Consider the following 20,706-nt stretch of genomic DNA (forward strand, 5'->3'; position numbering starts at 1 on the left):
ACGTTAATATGGAGAAACGTGAAAGATTTTGATAGTTATTGAATGAATTTGAATGATTTTAGTTGCCTAAACCGAAAATAGCGTTTACAATGAAATTGTATTCAAAATGAATACGTTTTCATTAGGAGGTGAAGCATGCTAACTCCTGAACGGCATCAATTGATTATTGATCAAATAGAAAAGCATGATGTGGTAAAGATTCAAGAGCTTATAAATCTGACTAATGCTTCTGAATCAACAATCAGAAGAGATTTATCGACACTTGAAGAACGCGGTTTTTTAAAGCGCGTTCATGGTGGAGCGGCCAAGCTTTCCGATATCAGACTTGAACCCGATATGCTTGAAAAATCATCCAAAAACCTTCACGATAAACTGAAGATTGCTGAAAAAGCAGCTTCTCTTTTAGAAGAAGGGGATTGCATTTACCTTGATGCAGGCACGACGACATTGCACATGATTGATTTTATGGATAAAACCAAAGATATTGTCGTTGTCACAAACGGGGTAATGCATATCGATGCATTAATAAGGAAAGAAATTTCTTTTTATCTGCTTGGAGGATACGTAAAGCACAGAACGGGCGCGATTATTGGAGGCGCTTCATTGATTGCCATGGACCAGTACAGATTTGACAAGAGTTTTCTGGGGACAAACGGTGTCCATACAGAGGCTGGATTTACAACGCCGGACCCTGATGAGGCCCTTTTAAAACAGAAAGCGATCAAACAGGCAAAACACGCTTACGTCTTAGCAGACCCTTCGAAGTTCGGAGAAATTTCATTTTCGGCATTCGCCGGAATAGGCGACGCAACAATCATTACGACTGACGCTGAAGAGCTTACATTCGATAATTACCAAGAAAAAACTGTCGTAAAGGTAGTGAAACCATGATTTACACTGTAACACTTAATCCATCTGTCGATTATATTGTTCACGTTGAAGATTTTACTGTAGGAGGCCTGAACCGTTCTTCGTATGATACCAAGTATCCAGGGGGCAAAGGCATCAACGTATCGAGACTGCTGAAAAGACACCATGTGGCGTCTAAAGCGCTCGGATTCGTCGGCGGATTTACCGGAGAATATATCAAAACATTTTTACGGGAAGAAAACCTGGAAACAGCTTTTTCTGAAGTAAAAGGGGATACCCGTATCAATGTAAAGCTGAAAACTGGTGATGAAACTGAAATTAACGGGCAGGGACCGACAATTTCGGATGAAGATTTCAAAGCCTTTTTAGAACAGTTCCAATCTTTGCAAGAGGGAGATATCGTCGTTCTTGCAGGAAGCATTCCATCTTCACTCCCTCACGATACTTATGAAAAAATCGCAGAGGCCTGCAAACAGCAGAACGCACGAGTTGTTCTGGATATCTCAGGCGAGGCTCTTTTGAAAGCAACAGAAATGAAACCATTTTTGATGAAGCCAAATCATCATGAGCTTGGAGAAATGTTCGGCACGACCATTACATCTGTTGAGGAAGCCGTTCCTTATGGGAAAAAGCTTGTAGAACAAGGCGCTGAACATGTAATCGTATCAATGGCCGGAGACGGAGCGCTTCTGTTTACGAACGAAGCTGTTTATTTTGCTAACGTGCCAAAGGGGAAATTGGTAAACTCAGTCGGAGCAGGGGATTCCGTTGTTGCAGGTTTCCTTGCCGGAATTTCCAAACAGCTGCCGCTTGAAGAAGCATTCCGCTTAGGAGTTACTTCAGGCAGTGCTACCGCGTTCTCTGAAGAACTTGGAACAGAAGAATTTGTCCAGCAGCTTCTTCCTGAAGTTAAGGTCACACGTCTATAGAGGAGGAAACACAAGTGAAAATAACTGAGCTTTTAACGAAGCATACGATAAAGCTTAATATTGAGAGCAAAGAAAAAGAAAATGTTATTGACGAAATGGTCACTGTTCTTGATAAGGCTGGAAAGTTAAATGACCGACAAGCCTATAAAGAAGCCATTTTAAATCGCGAAAGCCAAAGCTCCACGGGTATAGGTGAAGGAATCGCTATCCCCCATGCGAAAACGGCAAGCGTTATCAACCCGGCGATCGCGTTCGGACGTTCAAAAGACGGCGTCGATTATGAATCATTAGACGGCCAGCCGGCTCACTTAGTGTTCATGATCGCGGCGACTGAAGGCGCAAACAACACTCACCTTGAAGCATTGTCAAGACTTTCAACGCTGTTAATGCGTGAAGAAATCCGTAAGCAGCTCCTTGAAGCTGAGTCTGAAGATGCCATCATCGACATTATTAATCAGCACGATAAAGATGATGACGAAGAGGAAGAAGAAGAAGCGGCACCAGCACCTGCCGGAAAAGGAAAAATTTTAGCGGTTACTGCATGTCCGACAGGTATTGCCCATACATTCATGGCTGCGGATGCCCTTAAAGAAAAAGCGAAAGAGCTTGGAGTGGAAATTAAGGTCGAAACAAATGGGTCAAGCGGCATTAAGCACAAGCTCACTGCCCAAGAAATCGAAGATGCCCCTGCAATCATTGTCGCAGCGGACAAGCAGGTTGAAATGGAACGTTTTAAAGGCAAGCGCGTACTTCAAGTTCCTGTAACGGCGGGTATCAGACGTCCGCAAGAGCTTATCGAAAAAGCGATGAATCAAGATGCTCCGATTTATCAAGGCAGCGGCGGCGGTTCAGCAGCTTCAAACGATGATGAAGAAGCGAGAGGCAAGTCTGGAAGCGGTATCGGAAACGCGTTTTATAAGCACCTGATGAGCGGTGTCAGCAACATGCTTCCGTTCGTAGTCGGCGGCGGTATTCTCGTTGCGATTTCATTCTTCTGGGGAATTCACTCTGCTGATCCGAATGATCCTAGCTACAACACGTTTGCAGCAGCATTAAACTTTATCGGCGGCGACAATGCATTAAAACTCATTGTTGCAGTTCTGGCCGGTTTCATTGCGATGAGTATTGCAGATCGTCCTGGTTTTGCGCCTGGTATGGTCGGCGGTTTTATGGCTACTCAAGCGAATGCTGGATTCTTAGGCGGCTTAATTGCCGGATTCCTTGCCGGTTATGTTGTGATTTTACTGAAAAAAGTATTTACGTTTATCCCTCAGTCACTTGATGGATTAAAACCTGTTTTGATTTACCCGCTGTTCGGTATTTTTATCACTGGCGTATTAATGCAATTTGTCGTCAATACACCTGTAGCGGCATTTATGAATTTCTTAACAAACTGGCTTGAAAGCCTTGGTACTGGAAACCTTGTGTTAATGGGTATTATCTTGGGCGGCATGATGGCGATCGATATGGGTGGCCCGCTTAATAAAGCAGCCTTTACGTTCGGTATCGCCATGATCGATGCAGGAAACTATGCGCCTCATGCAGCAATCATGGCCGGCGGTATGGTTCCTCCGCTTGGTATCGCACTTGCAACAACCATTTTCAGAAACAAATTCACTCAGCGTGACCGTGAAGCTGGTATTACATGCTATTTCATGGGAGCTGCTTTCGTAACAGAGGGAGCGATCCCATTTGCTGCGGCTGATCCGCTTCGCGTCATACCAGCTGCTGTAGTCGGTGCAGCTGTTGCCGGCGGATTAACTGAATTCTTCCGAGTAACGCTTCCGGCGCCTCATGGAGGAGTATTCGTAGCTTTCATTACAAACCATCCGATGCTTTACCTTTTAAGTATCGTGATCGGTGCTGTCGTGATGGCAATTATCCTCGGTATCGTCAAAAAACCTGTTACAGAAAAATAAGAAAAAAAGCGTCCTTGGTTCGAAAGGACGCTTTTTCTTATCCGGCCGGCAGGGAGCGCGGTTAAGTTATGTATTTTATTCTTTTTTATGATAAAGTAAAAGAAGAGAAACAACTGACATAGCAATTGTCTAGGAGGAAACACTTTGACCGAGGAAAAAAATACGAATACTGAGAAAACGGCGAAGAAAAAAACCAATACGTACCTGGAATGGGGTAAAGCGATTGTCATCGCTGTTCTGCTGGCTCTCCTGATCCGTCACTTTTTGTTTGAACCGTATTTAGTTGAAGGTTCATCTATGTATCCCACATTACATGACGGAGAAAGGCTGTTTGTGAATAAAACAGTCAACTATATCGGCGAGCTGAAGCGCGGAGATATCGTTATTATCAACGGTGAAACTTCTAAAATCCATTATGTAAAAAGACTGATCGGAAAGCCTGGAGAAACCGTTCAAATGAAGGATGACACGCTTTATATAAACGGTAAAAAAGTAGCCGAGCCTTACTTGTCTAAAAACAAGAAGGAAGCTGAAAAACTTGGTGTCAGTCTGACAGGAGACTTTGGACCGGTTAAGGTTCCGAAAGGCAAATACTTTGTCATGGGAGATAACCGGCTGAATTCTATGGACAGCCGAAACGGGCTGGGACTGATCGCGGAAGATCGAATTGTCGGCACATCGAAGTTTGTCTTTTTCCCGTTTAACGAAATGCGTCAAACAAAATAAAAACGCCTTGCTGGCCTAGGACAGCAGGCGTTTTTATTTTGAAAAAGAAGCGACCAATGCAATGCATAAAACCGTGATGAACACTGAACCGATAATAGCTAGCACACTGAAGAAAAGGTGAACCTGTTTGTTCTCTTTTCCGCGCTTTTCTAAAAGCCGTTTAGAAAAAATGTGCGAAAATATGTAAATAAGGGCTATGCCTATATATAAACCGATATCTTTGGCCGTAAAGCCTGTTACGGCAAGGTAAAAGCCCGTAAAAAAGATCAGTAAGCAATATTCAGTAAGTGTTAAAAGCCTCAACGTGTTCCTCCATGAGAGTGTGTAATTTTCCGAGCGGATGCATTCTCTCTCTTTAATTGTAACACAGCTGGCTGGTTTGGGTGTATAAGTGTTTTCTCTCTGTTTTATCAGGGAATCATTTCTCTTGCCCTGCATTCATGGTATACTTTTATTGATGATAGACATGATGGAGGATAATAAATGATTGCTGTAAATAATGTAAGCTTGCGGTTTGCGGATCGCAAGTTATTTGAAGATGTTAATATTAAATTTACCCCAGGCAACTGCTATGGGTTAATTGGTGCAAACGGTGCCGGTAAATCAACGTTTCTAAAGGTGCTGTCAGGCGAAATCGAGCCTCAGACAGGCGACGTGCATATGAGTCCTGGCGAGCGTCTTGCCGTCTTGAAGCAGAACCATTTTGAGTACGAAGAGTATGAAGTGCTGAAAGTGGTCATTATGGGCCACAAACGCCTGTATGAAGTCATGCAGGAGAAAGACGCTATTTACATGAAGCCTGATTTCTCAGATGAGGATGGGATTCGTGCTGCTGAGCTAGAAGGTGAATTCGCGGAACTGAACGGTTGGGAAGCGGAAAGTGAAGCTGCGATCCTGTTAAAAGGCCTTGGTATCTCAGAAGATCTGCACACAAAAAAGATGGCAGACCTCGGCGGTTCGGAGAAGGTAAAAGTTCTCTTGGCGCAGGCATTATTCGGCAAGCCGGATGTTCTGCTCCTCGATGAGCCGACGAACCACTTGGACCTTCAGGCAATCCAGTGGCTTGAAGAGTTTCTGATTAACTTTGAAAACACAGTTATTGTCGTATCCCATGACCGTCACTTCTTAAATAAAGTATGTACGCACATTGCCGACCTTGATTTTAACAAAATTCAAATCTATGTCGGAAACTATGATTTCTGGTACGAGTCAAGCCAACTGGCGTTAAAGCTTTCTCAAGAAGCGAACAAGAAAAAAGAAGAGCAGATTAAACAGCTTCAAGAGTTTGTCGCTAGATTCAGCGCCAATGCGTCTAAATCTAAGCAGGCTACATCAAGAAAGAAACTTCTCGAAAAAATCACGCTGGATGATATTAAACCATCTTCCCGCCGCTATCCTTATGTTAACTTCACGCCGGAACGGGAAATCGGAAATGATGTTCTTCGCGTGGAAGGCTTAACAAAAACAATCGATGGCGTAAAGGTGCTTGACAATGTCAGCTTTATTATGAATCGAGAAGATAAAATTGCTTTCACTGGCCGAAACGAACTTGCTGTTACTACGCTGTTTAAAATCATTTCCGGGGAAATGGAAGCTGACAGCGGAACGTTTAAATGGGGTGTTACCACATCTCAAGCGTATTTTCCAAAAGACAACAGCGAATATTTCGAAGGCAGTGATCTGAACCTTGTAGACTGGCTTCGCCAATATTCTCCGCACGACCAAAGTGAGAGCTTTTTACGCGGTTTCTTAGGACGCATGCTGTTCTCCGGAGAAGAAGTCCACAAAAAAGCAAATGTACTTTCCGGGGGAGAAAAGGTCCGCTGTATGCTGTCGAAAGCGATGCTTTCTGGCGCCAATATTTTAATTTTGGATGAGCCGACTAACCATTTAGACCTAGAGTCCATTACAGCGCTCAATAACGGCTTAATCAGCTTTAAAGGCGCTATGCTGTTTACTTCCCATGACCATCAGTTTGTGCAGACCATTGCCAACAGAATTATAGAAATTACACCTAACGGCATCGTCGATAAGCAAATGAGCTATGACGAGTTCCTTGAAAATGCTGATGTGCAGAAAAAATTGACTGAACTATACGCGGAATAAAAAAGCAGAGATTTCTCTGCTTTTTTTGATACCTAAATATGAAAGGAGATCACAACATGAAATTTTTAGTTGTTGGAGCAGGTGGAGTAGGTGGGTATATTGGCGGACGGCTTGCAGAGAAAGGAAATGATGTGACATTTCTCGTGCGCCAAAAAAGAGCTGAGCAGCTGAAAAAAACCGGGCTTGTCATCCATAGTGAAAAAGGGAATGTATCATTTCAGCCCGAACTAATCAGTGCCGGAGAAACAGGGCAATTTGATGTCGTTATCATTGCTTCTAAAGAACTCGCTTGGTCAAGTGATAGACGATGTCAAACCATTTATCCATCAGGAATCTGTCATTATCCCTTTTTTAAATGGGTACCGCCACTATGAGCAGCTATTTGCGGCATTTTCAAAAGAACAGGTGCTGGGCGGCCTGTGTTTTATAGAAAGTGCTTTAGACAACAAAGGAGAAATTCATCATACGAGCGCATCGCATCGTTTTGTATTTGGAGAATGGAACGGCGAGCGTACGGAGCGGATAAGAGCGCTTGAAGAGGCGTTTTCAGGTGTGAAGGCTGAAGTCATCATTAGCGGGCATATCGAGAAGGACATTTGGAAAAAGTATCTCTTTATTGCAGCGCAAGCGGGGATCACAACGTTATTTCAACGACCGCTTGGCCCAATCCTCGCCACAGAAGCCGGACGTCACACGGCCCAAACTCTTATTGGGGAAATTTGCGCTGTTTTACGAAAAGAAGGTGTTCCGGCTGATCCGGATCTTGAGGAAGAGAGCTTTCGTACGATGACCAGCATGTCTTATCATATGAAGTCCTCCATGCTTCGGGATATGGAAAACGGCCAAACGACAGAAGGCGACCACCTGCATGGATTTTTGCTTGAAAAAGCTAAACGTTTATCTCTCGCTGCACCAGTATTAGAAACAGTTTATGCGAATCTGCAAATGTATGAAGCAGAAAAATAAAAAAAGGAGGCGGAAAAGCCTCCTTTTATTTACTTAAAAAGCCCAATTTCCGTTTCTGAAGATAGGCTCTCTTTTCCCGTCTGCCGTAATTCCGTCAATATTCATATCCTTAGAACCGATCATAAAGTCCACGTGTGTAATGCTCTCATTTAGGCCTTCTTTGACAAGCTCTTCACGAGACATCTGCTTTCCGCCTTCAATATTAAAGGCATAGGCGCTTCCGATCGCCAAATGATTTGACGCGTTTTCATCAAACAGCGTGTTATAGAAAAGAATGTTTGATTGTGATATAGGCGAATCGTAAGGAACAAGTGCCACTTCACCTAAATAGTGAGAACCTTCATCTGTTTCCACCAGTTCTTTTAAAATATCCTCACCTTTTTCAGCTTTAATGTCGACTATACGGCCATTTTCAAACGTCAGGGTGAAATTTTCAATAATATTTCCGCCGTAGCTTAATGGTTTTGTGCTTGATACCACTCCGTCAACCCCGTCTTTTTGCGGCAGCGTGAATACTTCTTCTGTCGGCATATTGGCCATAAACTCATGGCCGCTTTCATTCACGCTTCCCGCACCTGCCCAAACATGCTTCCTAGGCAGCTTAATTGTTAAATCAGTTCCTTCAGCTTGATAATGTAAGGCAGCGTAATGTCTCTCGTTCAAATGGTCAACTTTTTCATGAAGATTTTGGTCATGATTGATCCACGCCTGAACCGGGTTGTCTTCATTTACGCGCGTCGCTTTAAAAATTTCTTCCCACAGAAGGTGGATCGCTTCCTCCTCTGATTTGCCAGGAAACACCTTGTGAGCCCAGCCTGCTGATGCCGCACCTACGACAGTCCAGCTGACTTTGTCTGATTGAATATATTGTCTGTATGTATGTAATGCTTTGCCTGCTGCTTTTTGGAATGCCGCAATCCGTTTGGAATCTATACCTTTTAGCAAGTCTGGGTTTGACGACACAACAGAAATGAAAGCAGCTCCATTTTTGGCAAGCTCTTCTCTGCCTTTTGCTTCCCATTCAGGATATTCTTCAAATGCTTCAAACGGCGCAAGTTCGTATTTTAATTTGGCGACTTCGTCATCCTGCCAATTCACGGTGACGTTTTTTGCGCCCTTTTCATATGCGTGTTTTACAATTAAACGGACAAAATCCCGAACGTCTGTTGAAGCATTTACGACTACATACTGGCCTTTTTGGACATTAACGCCGACTTCTACCGCCAGCTGTGCATATGTATTTAATTTCTGTGAAAATGAATCCATGAATCATTCCTCCAAGCTTTTTTCTCATCATATCAAATATGATCCTATAAAGGAAAGAAGGAGCCCAAAGTGAAAAACCCAAAACGACACGTCTTGGGTTTTTCAATATTATGGATGATTCAGTTTTACAGTGCCGCCTGCAGGCGAATGAGGCATATTTGCCAAAGAAATGCTCATGCCTCCAAGAATAATTCCGCTTAAAATGGCTGCGATCGCTACTCTTCTTCCTAAATCTCTTAGCATCTGTTTCCTCCTTAACGTTTCTCCATTTCCCACAATATGAAGGAAGTGAGGAAAAAAGAAGCAAGAAATTTGCCGCGTGTGAGAATTTTGCGGGTAAAGACTATTTAATTGCCTTTTGCAGCTTATCAATCACTTCTAAAGAACGGCCTGTGCCGATTGCTACAGATTCAAGCGGGTTTTGCGCCACGTGTACAGGCACGACAATCTCTTCTGTGAGCCATTCTTTAATTCCATTAAGGAGCGCGCCGCCGCCTGTTAAAATAACGCCGCGATCAACAATATCTCCGCTCAATTCAGGCGGACAGTCCTCAAGTGTCGCTCTGATGGCTTCAAGAATATGCAGGAGGGATTCACGCATTGCATCTTGAATTTCGTTGGATTGAAGCATAATGGTTTTTGGAAGACCTGTCACGAGGTCACGTCCCCGAATTTCCATTGCCTCTGGTATATGTTCAATCAGAGCATGGCCAATTTCCATTTTTACCTGCTCAGCTGTGCGTTCGCCGATCAGCAAATTGTATTTTTTACGGACGAAAGAAACGATATCCTCATCAAGCTGGTCTCCGCCGATCCTGATAGAATGGCAGGAAACAACGCCACCGAAGGAAATAATAGCGACCTCTGTCGTCCCTCCGCCGATATCTACTACCACATTGGCAACCGGCTCATCAACCGGTAAATCCGCTCCGATGGCGGCTGCAACTGGCTCTTCGATTAAATGAACGTTTTTCGCGCCGCAATTTTTCACCGCATCACTGATGGCGCGGCGTTCTACTGCTGTTGAGCCTGATGGTGTGCAAACGACTACGTTCGGTTTTCTGAACGACATGCCGATGCTTTTTGCGGCTTTTTTCATAATGTGCTTTAGCAGGTCAGTTGTCATATCATAGTCTGCGATCACGCCATCTTTCATCGGTCTGACAGCGACAATTTTTCCCGGTGTTTTACCGATCATGTTTTTCGCATCAGCTCCGATTGCAAGCACTGCTTTTGTCGTCGTATCCACTGCGACAACAGATGGTTCATTTAGGATAATCCCTTTATTTTTGCTGTAAACAAGTATATTAGCTGTTCCTAAGTCAATCCCGATTTCAGTTGATTGAAACATGTTTTCACCCAATCTCTATCCTAATTTAATATGATTCTACATTTAAAGTTTCTCAGAAATACTGCGATTTTTGGGGGTGTGCGTCGGTAAAGAAATGTTTTTGTAAAAAATCAAGGAACTGTGTAACAGAAGTAATACATTTTTCGGTTTTATGGAAAAAATATCTTGTAATTCTTATAGAAAGCGGGAAACTTTTTCAAAGTTTCATTCGTCTACGATATATTGAGGTACATCCTTAAAACATTACATGAGAAAAGAAACATTTAAAGGAAGAAGGGTTTTTATGAAATCAATAGGTGTTGTGAGAAAAGTAGATGAATTAGGCCGCATTGTCATGCCGATTGAGTTGAGACGGGCATTGGATATTGCCATAAAAGACAGCATTGAGTTTTTTGTTGACGGAGATAAAATTATCTTGAAAAAGTACAAACCTCATGGCGTTTGTTTAATGACTGGAGAAATCACTTCAGAAAATAAAGAATACGGCAACGGTAAAATTACGCTAAGCCCTGAGGGTGCACAGCTGCTTCTCGAAGAAATTCAAGCCGCTTTAAAAGAATAAAATTATGCTAAAAAAGGCGGAGCGATATCATCTCCGCCTTTTTTGCGTATCAATTTTTGATTACCGCCGCCTAAGATAAGACATCAAGATATTTGGTAATGAATGATTTGGGATACTTTACATATTTTACTCAATTATTTGTCGAAGAATGGTACAATAAGTAGAGAAACACAAGCGGCAGGTGGTCATATGAGAAAATATCAAGCTCGTATCATTTCCATCATTTTGGCAATGATTTTTATAATGTTTTGGGATTATTTATTTTATTTTATAGGCAAAAACCCGATTAATTGGCCTGTTGATATTGTGTATACTGCAGTCACGCTGGTAAGTGTCTGGATGTTGGCTTATTATATTGATGAGAAACAGCAGCTGGTTAAGAAAATGAAGGATAACGAATGGAAGTATAAACAGCTTTCTGAAGAAAAAAACCGCATCATGGATAATTTGCAGGAAATCGTATTTCAAACAAATGCAAAAGGCGAAATTACATATTTAAACCAAGCGTGGGCATCTATAACCGGGTTTTCAATCAGTGAATGTATGGGAACAATGTATAACGATTACTTCATAAAAGAAAAGCACGTAGCCGACCACATTAACACCCAAATCCAAAACAAAGCGTCTTCTGGCATGTTTACGGCAAAATACGTGACAAAGAACGGCACGATTTTTTGGGGAGAAGTTCATTATAAACTTTACTATGACCGGGATGACCAATTTACAGGCAGCCTGGGTACAATGTCAGATATCACTGAGCGGAAAGAGGCTGAAGATGAGCTCATTGAGATTAATGAACGGCTGGCGAGGGAATCCCAGAAACTATCAATCACAAGTGAACTTGCCGCAGGTATTGCTCATGAGGTCAGAAACCCTTTAACATCTGTCAGCGGTTTCCTCCAGATTATGAAAACACAATATCCGGACAGAAAAGACTATTTTGACATCATCTTTTCAGAGATTAAAAGAATCGATTTAGTGCTCAGCGAGCTGCTGCTGCTTGCAAAACCGCAGGCAATCACATTTAAAACACACCAGCTTAATGAGATCTTGAAACAAGTCACGACATTGCTTGATACCAATGCAATTCTGTCCAATATCGTCATAGAGAAAAATTTCAAAGAGACAGATGGCTGTATGATTAATGGAGACGAAAATCAGCTGAAGCAGGTCTTTATCAACATCATTAAAAACGGAATTGAGGCAATGCCAAAGGGCGGTGTCGTAACCATTTCAACTGCTAAAACCGCCTCTCATGCAGTGATAAGCGTAAAGGATGAAGGAAACGGCATGCCGCAGGAAAAGCTGAAGCAGATTGGCAAACCTTTTTATTCAACAAAAGAAAAGGGCACTGGACTGGGACTTCCCATTTGTTTGAGAATCCTGAAGGAACATGACGGGGAATTGAAAATCGAAAGTGAAGCTGGAAAAGGCAGCGTCTTTCAAGTGGTTTTGCCTTTAAAATCAGACAGCTGAGAGGAGAAAAATACAGTGAACTCGCTTCTGTTTGTATATGGGACATTAAGAAAGCATGAAAAAAACCATCATTTGCTGGCACAATCGGCATGTATCAATGAGCAGGCGAGAACAAAGGGAAGTTTGTTTGCTGCAAAAGAGGGGCCCACAGCTGTTTTTAATGGCGAAGGCTATATATACGGCGAAGTATATGAAGCAGATGAATTGTGTATACATAAGCTCGATCAATTTTTTCAAGGATATCATAAACAAACGGTGTTTGTAGAAACGGATGTCGGGATTAAAAATGCGCTTATTTATTTTATGAACAAAGAAGGGTGTGCCGGTTTTACGAAAATAAGCAGCGGCGACTGGAAAGAACATCAGATGATCAGCAAATCGAAAAATCCCATTTATTATTTTGCCTATGGATCATGCATGGATAATGCCCGCTTTCAAAAAGCGGGAGTCGATCACTATTTTCAAGATCCAGTAGGAAGAGCTGTTTTAAAAGGATACACAACCCGCTTCACGCTAAAAAGGGATGACGGTTCAAGAGCGGACATGTTGGAAGACGGAGGAACAACAGAAGGCGTTTTATACCGTATTCCTTATTCTGCTCTCTCCTATCTATTTAAAAGGGAGGGCGTCGAATCTCTTACGTATCGGCCGGCATTTGTAGACGTTGAAGCTGGCGGAAGGCACTACAAAGACTGCTTAACCTTTCTCGTCCTCCAAAAAGAAGCGGAAATTGCCCCGCCTCAGCACTATCAGATTGAAATCGAACGCGGAGCGGAGCTGTATTTGTCGCCTGAGTTTACTGAAAAGCTCAAGCGGCATATGAATTCGCTGCCAAAAGGATAACACTGTAACAAAAGAATATGATAAAATTTGATCAATATCATGTCATATAAAGGAGCACCACGATGAAAAAAGAATTTGCGGTAATTGGGCTGGGCCGTTTTGGTGGCAGTATTTGCAAAGCATTAAGCGAAGAAGGCGTCGAGGTTATGGCAATGGATATCGATGAAGATAAAGTCAACGAGTATGCCAAGATTGCATCTCACGCAGTTATCGGTGATTCGACAGACGAATCTGTCCTGAAAAATTTAGGCCTGCGAAATTTTGACCACGTTATTGTAGCAATCGGGGAAAATATTCAAGCGAGTATTTTAACGACACTCATTCTGAAAGAACTTGGCGTCCATACGATTACAGTTAAAGCGCAGAACGATTATCACGAAAAAGTGCTGTCTAAAATTGGCGCGGATCACATCGTCCACCCAGAACGCGATATGGCAAAACGAATTGCGCATAATATCGTGTCCAACAATGTACTTGACTATTTGGAGCTGTCTGAAGAGCATAGTCTTGTTGAAATCGTAGCTAACAGCCGCCTGGCTGGAAATACACTTCTCGATTTAGATATTCGCGCAAAATACGGTATTAATATCGTAGCCATAAAAAGGGGCAAGGAAGTCATCGTATCACCGCTTGCAACCGAAGTCATCCACCAAGAAGATATACTCATTGTTATTGGATCAGTTACAGACATCTCCCGTTTTGAAAAAAGAGTTCTTCATACTAAATAGCAGTCAAATAAGCCGTCCTCAAAGGGCGGTTTTTCGTATTATCAGAATATAACAACTTTAATGAACTGAGCGCCAATTTCTTAAAATTTCATTGACTAAGCACAGGCGTTCCGATAGCATATTGTACCATATAATAAAAAAGAGGAGGGGCCTATTTGAATAAAGAAGCGCTAGTCAATAGGCTGAATGCTTCAGCCAAAAGACAAAAAGCTGATATCGTCATTAGGAACGGAAAAATCATGGACGTATATAATCAAGAATGGATATATGAAGATATTGCGATTACAGATGGAGTTATTGTAGGCCTCGGTGAGTATGAAGGTGAAAATACCATTGATGCAGAGGGACAAATGATTGTTCCGGGTTTTATTGATGGACATGTACATATTGAGTCGTCAATGGTTACACCGATTGAGTTCGCTAAAGCAGTGTTGCCTCATGGCGTGACGACGGTTGTTACAGATCCGCATGAGATCGCGAATGTGTCTGGTGAAAAAGGGATTGTGTTTATGCTTGAACAAGCTCGGCATACACCGCTGAATATCCATTTTATGCTTCCTTCCAGTGTGCCTGCCGCAAGTTTTGAGCGATCAGGCGCAATTCTCAAAGCTGCCGATCTCAAGCCTTTTTATGAAGAAGAAGAAGAAGTATTAGGGCTGGCTGAAGTTATGGATTATGTGTCGGTTCAGCAGGCTGAAGAAGACATGGTTCAGAAACTGCTCGATGCCCGTGTGGCAGGAAAACGGATAGACGGTCATTTAGCTGGTTTATCAACAGACCTCATTAACATTTACAGAACCGCCTTTGTCTTAAACGACCATGAAGTAACATCGAAGGAAGAAGCCCTTGATCGTATCAGAAGAGGCATGTATGTCATGATGCGTGAAGGATCAGTCGCCAAAAACACGCTCAATGTGCTGCCGGCGGTAAATGAAAAGAACGCACGTCGGTTCTTTTTCTGTACGGATGATAAGCATGTGGATGATTTATTGTCAGAGGGAAGTGTAAACCATCAGGTGAAAATGGCGATTCAAGCCGGACTTGATCCGTTTTTAGCCTATCAATTAGGAAGCCTCAATGCGGCCGAGTGCTACGGATTAGATACAAAGGGAGCGATTGCCCCGGGTTTTGACGCTGATTTGCTCTTTGTATCTGATCTGGAAAATGTCACTGTCACAATGACGATGGTAAAAGGGCAGACTGTTGCTGAAGACAGCAAAGCGGTCTATCAGGATCATGCTTCAACTGCAGCACCAGATCAGGCACTGCTTGATTCTGTTAAGCTTGCTGCTCCTCTTAACAAACAGGATTTTCATATGCCAATCGATTCAGAGCAGCAAATCAATGTCATTCAAATCATACCAAATCAGCTTGAAACAAGATTAGTACAAGTTCCGGCTCCTGATGCCCGCGAATTTGAGCCTGACACTGAGTTTGATTTGTTAAAGATTGCAGTTGTCGAGCGGCATAAAGGATTGAAAGAAACCGGACTTGGTGTTGTGAAAGGTTTTGGATTCAAGAGCGGAGCGATTGCCACAACCATTTCACACGACTCCCATAATATTATTGCTGTCGGAACGAATGATGAGGATATCGCGGCGGCAGTTAATAAGCTGCAGGAAATTGGCGGAGGATTAACGATTATAAAAAATGGGGAAGAGCTCCATTCAGTACCGTTGCCGATTGCAGGGTTATTATCCGACCAATCTGCAGAGCAAGTGAATCAAAGCTTGCTGACGCTTCATGATAAATTGCCGTTAATCGGTTTCACAGGCGGATTTAATCCATTTTTGACATTGTCGTTTTTAGCTTTGCCTGTCATTCCTGATATTAAAATGACGACTACGGGATTATTCGATGTAAAATCATTTCAACACATATCACTGCAATAAAAAGAGGCACTCCCTTAGGGAGTGCCTCTTTTTTTAAACCTCCATAATGATCGGCAGGATCATTGGACGGCGCTTTGTTTTTTCGTACAAGAAAGGTGCAAGAGTGTCTGTAATCTCGTTTTTGATTTCAGACCATTGAGTCGTTTTTCGTTCCATTACTTTTTGTAAGTGATTTGAAATGAGCTCTTGAGCGTCGTTGATCAAGTCGCCAGATTCTCTCATGTACACAAATCCTCTGGAAATCAAATCTGGACCCGCTGAAATCTTGAAGTCGTCCATGTCAATGCTGACAACAACGATGACAAGTCCTTCTTCAGAGAGAATTCTGCGATCACGAAGTACGATATTGCCAATATCACCGATACCGCTTCCGTCAATGTACACTGAACCGGACGGAATTTTTCCTGCAACTGAAGCCTCATCGCCTTTAAGCGCTAATACTTCACCATTATCCATGATAAAGCAGTTTTCCTCTGGGATGCCACAATCTGTTGCAAGCTTGACATGCATCTTTTGCATTCTGTACTCACCGTGAATCGGCATGAAGAATTTAGGCTTGATTAAACGAAGCATCAGCTTCTGTTCTTCCTGTCCGCCGTGACCGGATGTATGGATATCGTTAAGAGGGCCGTGAATAACCTCAGCGCCCGCACGATACAGCTGGTTGATTGTTCGACTCACGCTGATTGTGTTGCCTGGGATAGGGGATGAAGAAAATACGACTGTATCCCCAGGATTGATTGAAATTTGGCGGTGTGTGCCGTTTGCAATTCTTGATAACGCCGCCATTGGTTCCCCTTGGCTTCCTGTACATAAAATTGTTACTTTATTAGCAGGCATACGATTGATTTCGTTATGCTCAATAAACGTATTTTTAGGACAGTTAATATAACCGAGTGTCTGTCCAATTTCGATAGCCGATTCCATACTGCGTCCAAATACGGCAACTTTTCTTCCATTTTGTACAGCAGCTTCAATTACCTGCTGCAAGCGGTGAATATTCGACGCAAATGTAGCGAAGATAATTCGGCCGTCCACCTTGCGGAAAATGTCATGAATGCTTTCTCCTACACGGCGCTCAGACATGGTAAACTCCGGATTTTCACTGTTTGTGCTGTCTGAAAGAAGGCACAAAACGCCTTCTTTACCGATTTCGGCCATTTTCGTTAAGTTTGCCGGCTCGCCGACTGGAGTAAAGTCGAATTTAAAATCCCCAGTATGTACGATGTTTCCGGGCGGCGTTTTTACAACAATGCCGTAGGAATCCGGAATACTGTGTGTTGTTCTGAAGAATGACACAGCCGTTTTGCGGAACTTTACAATATCATCCTCGCCGATAATGTTTAGTTTCGTCTGTCTTAATAATCCATGCTCTTCAAGTTTATTCCGAAGTAAGCCGATCGCGAGTTTTCCGCCGTATACAGGAATATTCACTTGTCTGAGCAGGTATGGAATACCGCCGATGTGGTCTTCGTGCCCGTGGGTGATAAAAAGCCCTTTAATTTTATCTTCGTTTTTGACTAAATACGTATAATCAGGGATGACGTAGTCAATTCCGAGCAGTTCGTCCTCGGGAAACTTGATCCCCGCATCAATCAGTACAATTTCATCCTGGAATTGCACCGCGTACGTATTCTTACCGATTTCGCCCAAACCTCCGAGGGCGAAAACAGCAGTCTGATCATTTTTTACAAATTTCATACCGCTCATAACTCCAATACTTTAAAATTTTCGCTCTGTTGTTCATATTCTAAGAATGCACCATCAACAGGTGTAATAAACTCAATATTAAATTTCTTTTCTTTCAGCTTTGTTCTGACGTCACGCTCAGATACGCCTTCAATATAAAGTGAATCTGTCTTTTCCCGAACAGGTACTTCGTCAGCCTTCTCTTGATAAAATACCTTATAAATCATTCCAAATCTCTCCTTAAATGCCGTATGTTAGACTCGCTCATTCTATTATATTCGAAAACGGAATATAAGGAAAGCCTTGAGCAAAATAAGGATCTCTCAAAAAGTGAAAGATCCCTTGTCAGGCAATTGCTTTCTTACGGAGCATTCCGTTCCATTGTCTTCTGAGTTTCTTTCTTAATTTACGCAGCATTAGCCAGTCCCTCCTTTAATGAAAAATTTGTCCCAGAGTTCTTTTATACAAATAGTATACGGAGATTGAGGAAGACTTTTCGTGGTTATTAATGGAATTTAATATGATTTTTGAACGAAATTGTTTGCTGAATGACAATCTTTTTGTATGATGAGGGTGGGAATTGCAGACCAAGACGATAAAGGGGAAGTTGCGATGGATTCTAAATTAATCTTTTTTGATATTGACGGCACAATATATGATCATGATAAGAATATACCGGAAAGTACGAGAAAAACCGTGGCGGAGCTGCAGCGCCAAGGGCATCATGTGTTTATTGCCAGCGGCCGGTCTCCATTTTTGGTTAAGCCGATTTTGGAGGAGCTGGGCATCCACTCATTTATTTCCTACAATGGACAGTTTGTTGTCTTTGAAAATCAAGTGATTTATAAAAATCCGCTGCCTGAAGATGCAATCAGACGATTATTAAAGCAGGCGGATGAAGGCAAGCATCCTGTTGTGTTTATGGCCGAGGACACGATGAAAGCGACTGTTGCGGATCACCCTCATGTTCTCGAGGGAATCGGCAGCCTTAAAACCGATTACCCAGAGACCGATGACCTTTTTTATGAAGGAAAAGAAATTTTTCAGCTTCTTTTATTTTGTCAGGATGAAGAAGAAAAAGCTTATGCCGCTTTTCCTGAGTTTGATCTAGTTCGCTGGCATGAGCTATCGACTGATGTTCTGCCGCACGGAGGTTCGAAGGCAGAAGGAATCAAAAAAGTGATTGAGCGTCTTCCGTTTGATATCGGCGATACATATGCTTTCGGCGACGGATTAAATGATCTGCAAATGATTGAATATGTAGGGACAGGCGTTGCTATGGGAAATGCTGTTCCCGAACTGAAAGAAATCGCGGACTTTGTAACAAAGCCGGTGGACGAAGATGGAATTGCATACGCTGTCAAAGAATTGGGCCTTTTAAAATAAAGAAACGGCTGGCATTGTGCCAGCCGTTTTTTCTTTTAGCGCTCAATTGCGATTGCATTTTCAGGTTCTTTGAAAGGATTTTCTTTATCAATATGATCATAGAACATAACGCCGTTCAAATGATCGATCTCATGCTGAAACACAATAGCCGGAAATCCTTTTAAACGAATATCAATATTTTCGCCTTCTAGTGTTGTTCCTTTTACTCTGATGCGAGCATAGCGGGGAACATAACCGGGAATCGCTTCATCCACAGAGAGGCAGCCCTCGCCGCTTGTTAAGTAGCTTTTTTCAACTGAATGGCTGACGATCTTAGGATTAAACAGAGCATAGCTGTATAATTTACCGGAAGCATCTTCCGCATGAACGGCGATCATTCGTTTTTTGATATTAATTTGAGGAGCTGCGAGTCCTACGCCAGGGCGCAGCTTGTATTTTTCGGCTAATTCCGGATTTTGGCTGTTTTTAACAAATTCGATCATGTCGGCCAGCTGCTGTTTTTCTGCATCAGTTGGAGGCAGCTCAACAGGTTCGGCAGTCTCTCTGAGGGCGGGATGGCCGTCACGTACGATGTTTTCCATAGTAATCAAGAAACTTCACTCCTAAAGCTTAATATGTAAATTATATCGGATTTCTTCACAAAGGTGCAACGAAACGAATGACCAGCCGTATATGGCTGGTCAATTTCATGCTGTGTGGTTAGCAACAGCCTCCGCCTAAATAAGCAGCTCCGACAATGATTAACAGAATGAATAAAACAACGATTAGCGCAAAGGTGCGGCCGTAGCCATATCCGCAGCCACCATATCCGTAACCACCATAACTGCAGCAGCCTCCGCCGTAACCATATCCATACATATTACATAACCTCCTCTTTTAATTACGCCAGAGCCTTTATAAGTAGGCATAGCGTCTAATATAACCTATGTAAAAACAAAAAAGTTGTATGGTCATCTGTCCTGATTTTTCACTTTTTTGATTTAATTTCAGTATTGCATTAATACAGCACGACTATTGCCAAATGTCCCCATGGATTCTATAGTAGAAATTGTCAAGATTGGGGGATTTAACGTGAAAGACGCAATAAAACGGCGGCCTGGAATGAAGATCGGAGCTTTTTGTGCCATGGCACTGATATTAACAGGATGCATGGGACAGGACCCGGTTGATTCACTTCATCATTCGTTAGAAAAAGCCGCGGAATCGGAAAAGCCGTTTCAAGAAGAACAAAAAACACTCAAAGAATTAGAGGCCAAAGAAAATCAGCTTTACGATAGTGTTATGAAGCTCAATATGGATGATTATAAAAAAATTGTTGCTTTATCAAATAAGGCGCTTGAAAATGTCAGCAAGCGCGAAGAACACCTAAAGCTTGAAAATGACAGCATGAAAAAATCGGAAACAGAATTTGAGGAAGCAAAAACGTCAGCGGAACATATTAAGGAAAAAGACATAAAAGAAAAGGCCGATGCCGCAGCAACCCATATGGAGAAAAGATATACATCATATGGCACTATGTATAAAGAGTATAAAAAAGCGCTTGAGCTTAATAAAAAACTGTATATGCAGCTGAAAGACAAAGACTTGACAAGAGATGATCTGGATCAGCAGATCGATAAAGTCAATGCTTCTTATGAAAAGATCCTTAAATATAGCGGAGAATTTAATGAACAAACCGAAAAATATAATAAAGCCCGGGAAGATTTATATGATGCTGCAGGCTATCGTGTGAAAAAGAGCTGACTCGATCAGCTCTTTTTTTGAATGAAATGCGATTCGGATTTCATTCAAAATTTTCATTTCTATTGTAGTACAGCATAGGAAGGTATACTAGTACAGTTTTGGGTGCGGTTGGCATCTGTTTTTTTGTTGAAAATGTAAAGCGAATACATTTATTGAAAATCAGTGATGAAAACGATTGACGGTTCTTCTTTATTTGGTGTAAACTAATCCATGTTAAGCGGTGTTGTATTAGTTTTTTACAACTTCGAAATAAT

The 20,706-nt window shown here is 42.3% G+C and carries 20 protein-coding genes and 1 pseudogene; 13 read left to right on the plus strand and 8 right to left on the minus strand.

Annotated features, from left to right (window positions below; translation table 11 throughout):
- Positions 1–135 precede the first annotated feature (135 nt).
- The 4 genes from ACFVP7_RS08415 (at position 136) to sipT (ending at position 4,444) form a co-directional block, all read left to right on the plus strand.
- Positions 136–891 (plus strand): DeoR/GlpR family DNA-binding transcription regulator, encoded by a 756-nt coding sequence (locus ACFVP7_RS08415; protein ID WP_014476685.1) that lies wholly within the window; start codon positions 136–138, stop codon positions 889–891.
- Positions 888–1,799 carry a 1-phosphofructokinase gene (gene pfkB, locus ACFVP7_RS08420; protein ID WP_032725621.1) on the plus strand — a complete coding sequence of 304 codons (912 nt, stop codon included), beginning with the start codon at positions 888–890 and terminating at the stop codon, positions 1,797–1,799. The genes ACFVP7_RS08415 and pfkB overlap by 4 nt, the downstream gene beginning before the upstream one ends.
- Before the next feature lie 14 nt (positions 1,800–1,813).
- Complete coding sequence (locus ACFVP7_RS08425; protein WP_043857425.1) at positions 1,814–3,718, plus strand: PTS fructose transporter subunit IIABC; 1,905 nt, start codon at positions 1,814–1,816, stop codon at positions 3,716–3,718.
- 144 nt (positions 3,719–3,862) lie between these two features.
- Entirely contained in the window at positions 3,863–4,444 is a 582-nt protein-coding gene (gene sipT / locus ACFVP7_RS08430; protein WP_003232348.1) for a signal peptidase I sipT, read from the plus strand.
- Between the two features lie 33 nt (positions 4,445–4,477).
- Here sipT and ACFVP7_RS08435 read toward each other — a convergent pair whose 3' ends face one another.
- Positions 4,478–4,747 carry a hypothetical protein gene (locus ACFVP7_RS08435; RefSeq protein ID WP_003232345.1) on the minus strand — a complete coding sequence of 90 codons (270 nt, stop codon included), beginning with the start codon at positions 4,745–4,747 and terminating at the stop codon, positions 4,478–4,480.
- 180 nt (positions 4,748–4,927) lie between these two features.
- Between ACFVP7_RS08435 and ACFVP7_RS08440 the strand changes: the two genes are divergently transcribed.
- Positions 4,928–6,550: an ABC-F family ATP-binding cassette domain-containing protein gene (locus ACFVP7_RS08440; protein WP_003232344.1), complete on the plus strand. Its 1,623-nt coding sequence runs from the start codon at positions 4,928–4,930 to the stop codon at positions 6,548–6,550.
- A gap of 56 nt (positions 6,551–6,606) precedes the next feature.
- Positions 6,607–7,516: pseudogene (locus tag ACFVP7_RS08445) on the plus strand (ketopantoate reductase family protein).
- 33 nt (positions 7,517–7,549) lie between these two features.
- Here the strand turns inward: ACFVP7_RS08445 and ACFVP7_RS08450 are convergent.
- The 3 genes from ACFVP7_RS08450 to mreBH all read right to left on the minus strand — a co-directional run bounded on the left by ACFVP7_RS08450 (position 7,550) and on the right by mreBH (position 10,133).
- Positions 7,550–8,782 (minus strand): aminopeptidase, encoded by a 1,233-nt coding sequence (locus tag ACFVP7_RS08450; RefSeq protein ID WP_003232341.1) that lies wholly within the window; start codon positions 8,780–8,782, stop codon positions 7,550–7,552.
- A gap of 108 nt (positions 8,783–8,890) precedes the next feature.
- A complete protein-coding gene (locus ACFVP7_RS08455) occupies positions 8,891–9,025 on the minus strand; it encodes a protein YkpC (RefSeq protein WP_003238865.1) in 135 nt (44 codons plus the stop codon).
- A 100-nt stretch (positions 9,026–9,125) separates the two neighbouring features.
- The gene (mreBH, locus tag ACFVP7_RS08460) at positions 9,126–10,133 is read right to left on the minus strand and encodes a cell shape-determining protein MreBH (RefSeq protein WP_003245743.1); all 1,008 of its coding nucleotides are present in this window, start codon (positions 10,131–10,133) and stop codon (positions 9,126–9,128) included.
- Positions 10,134–10,416: 283 nt separating this feature from the next.
- Here mreBH and abhA point away from each other — a divergent pair, with 283 nt between their 5' ends.
- The 5 genes from abhA to ade all read left to right on the plus strand — a co-directional run bounded on the left by abhA (position 10,417) and on the right by ade (position 15,634).
- The gene (abhA, locus tag ACFVP7_RS08465; protein ID WP_003244728.1) at positions 10,417–10,695 is read left to right on the plus strand and encodes a transcriptional regulator AbhA; all 279 of its coding nucleotides are present in this window, start codon (positions 10,417–10,419) and stop codon (positions 10,693–10,695) included.
- A 189-nt stretch (positions 10,696–10,884) separates the two neighbouring features.
- Positions 10,885–12,171 (plus strand): two-component sensor histidine kinase KinC, encoded by a 1,287-nt coding sequence (gene kinC, locus ACFVP7_RS08470; RefSeq protein ID WP_003232333.1) that lies wholly within the window; start codon positions 10,885–10,887, stop codon positions 12,169–12,171.
- 15 nt (positions 12,172–12,186) lie between these two features.
- Complete coding sequence (locus ACFVP7_RS08475) at positions 12,187–13,014, plus strand: gamma-glutamylcyclotransferase (RefSeq protein WP_160221551.1); 828 nt, start codon at positions 12,187–12,189, stop codon at positions 13,012–13,014.
- 62 nt (positions 13,015–13,076) lie between these two features.
- Positions 13,077–13,742, plus strand: coding sequence for a Ktr system potassium transporter KtrC (gene ktrC / locus ACFVP7_RS08480; protein ID WP_003222311.1), 666 nt, complete (start codon positions 13,077–13,079; stop codon positions 13,740–13,742).
- 155 nt (positions 13,743–13,897) lie between these two features.
- A complete protein-coding gene (gene ade, locus ACFVP7_RS08485) occupies positions 13,898–15,634 on the plus strand; it encodes an adenine deaminase (protein WP_338733599.1) in 1,737 nt (578 codons plus the stop codon).
- A gap of 33 nt (positions 15,635–15,667) precedes the next feature.
- On the opposite strand, the gene rnjA is transcribed toward ade, so the two are convergent.
- Both rnjA and rnpZA read right to left on the minus strand, forming a co-directional pair.
- The gene (gene rnjA / locus ACFVP7_RS08490; RefSeq protein ID WP_003245660.1) at positions 15,668–17,335 is read right to left on the minus strand and encodes a ribonuclease J1; all 1,668 of its coding nucleotides are present in this window, start codon (positions 17,333–17,335) and stop codon (positions 15,668–15,670) included.
- 5 nt (positions 17,336–17,340) lie between these two features.
- Positions 17,341–17,550, minus strand: a complete 210-nt coding sequence (rnpZA, locus tag ACFVP7_RS08495) for an RNA polymerase subunit omega 1 (protein ID WP_003222303.1) — start codon at positions 17,548–17,550, stop codon at positions 17,341–17,343.
- Positions 17,551–17,935: 385 nt separating this feature from the next.
- On the opposite strand from rnpZA, the gene ACFVP7_RS08500 reads away from it, so the two are divergent.
- A complete protein-coding gene (locus tag ACFVP7_RS08500) occupies positions 17,936–18,709 on the plus strand; it encodes a Cof-type HAD-IIB family hydrolase (protein WP_015252170.1) in 774 nt (257 codons plus the stop codon).
- Positions 18,710–18,744: 35 nt separating this feature from the next.
- On the opposite strand, the gene def is transcribed toward ACFVP7_RS08500, so the two are convergent.
- Together def and ACFVP7_RS08510 are read right to left on the minus strand one after the other, a co-directional pair.
- Positions 18,745–19,299 (minus strand): peptide deformylase, encoded by a 555-nt coding sequence (gene def / locus ACFVP7_RS08505; protein WP_003245474.1) that lies wholly within the window; start codon positions 19,297–19,299, stop codon positions 18,745–18,747.
- A gap of 109 nt (positions 19,300–19,408) precedes the next feature.
- Positions 19,409–19,567 carry a YjcZ family sporulation protein gene (locus ACFVP7_RS08510; protein WP_003232317.1) on the minus strand — a complete coding sequence of 53 codons (159 nt, stop codon included), beginning with the start codon at positions 19,565–19,567 and terminating at the stop codon, positions 19,409–19,411.
- A 213-nt stretch (positions 19,568–19,780) separates the two neighbouring features.
- On the opposite strand from ACFVP7_RS08510, the gene ACFVP7_RS08515 reads away from it, so the two are divergent.
- Positions 19,781–20,452, plus strand: a complete 672-nt coding sequence (locus ACFVP7_RS08515) for a YkyA family protein (RefSeq protein WP_396583152.1) — start codon at positions 19,781–19,783, stop codon at positions 20,450–20,452.
- The last annotated feature ends 254 nt before the right edge of the window (positions 20,453–20,706 follow it).

The organism is Bacillus sp. SG20033 (assembly GCF_044570195.1).
Taxonomy (GTDB): domain Bacteria; phylum Bacillota; class Bacilli; order Bacillales; family Bacillaceae; genus Bacillus; species Bacillus subtilis.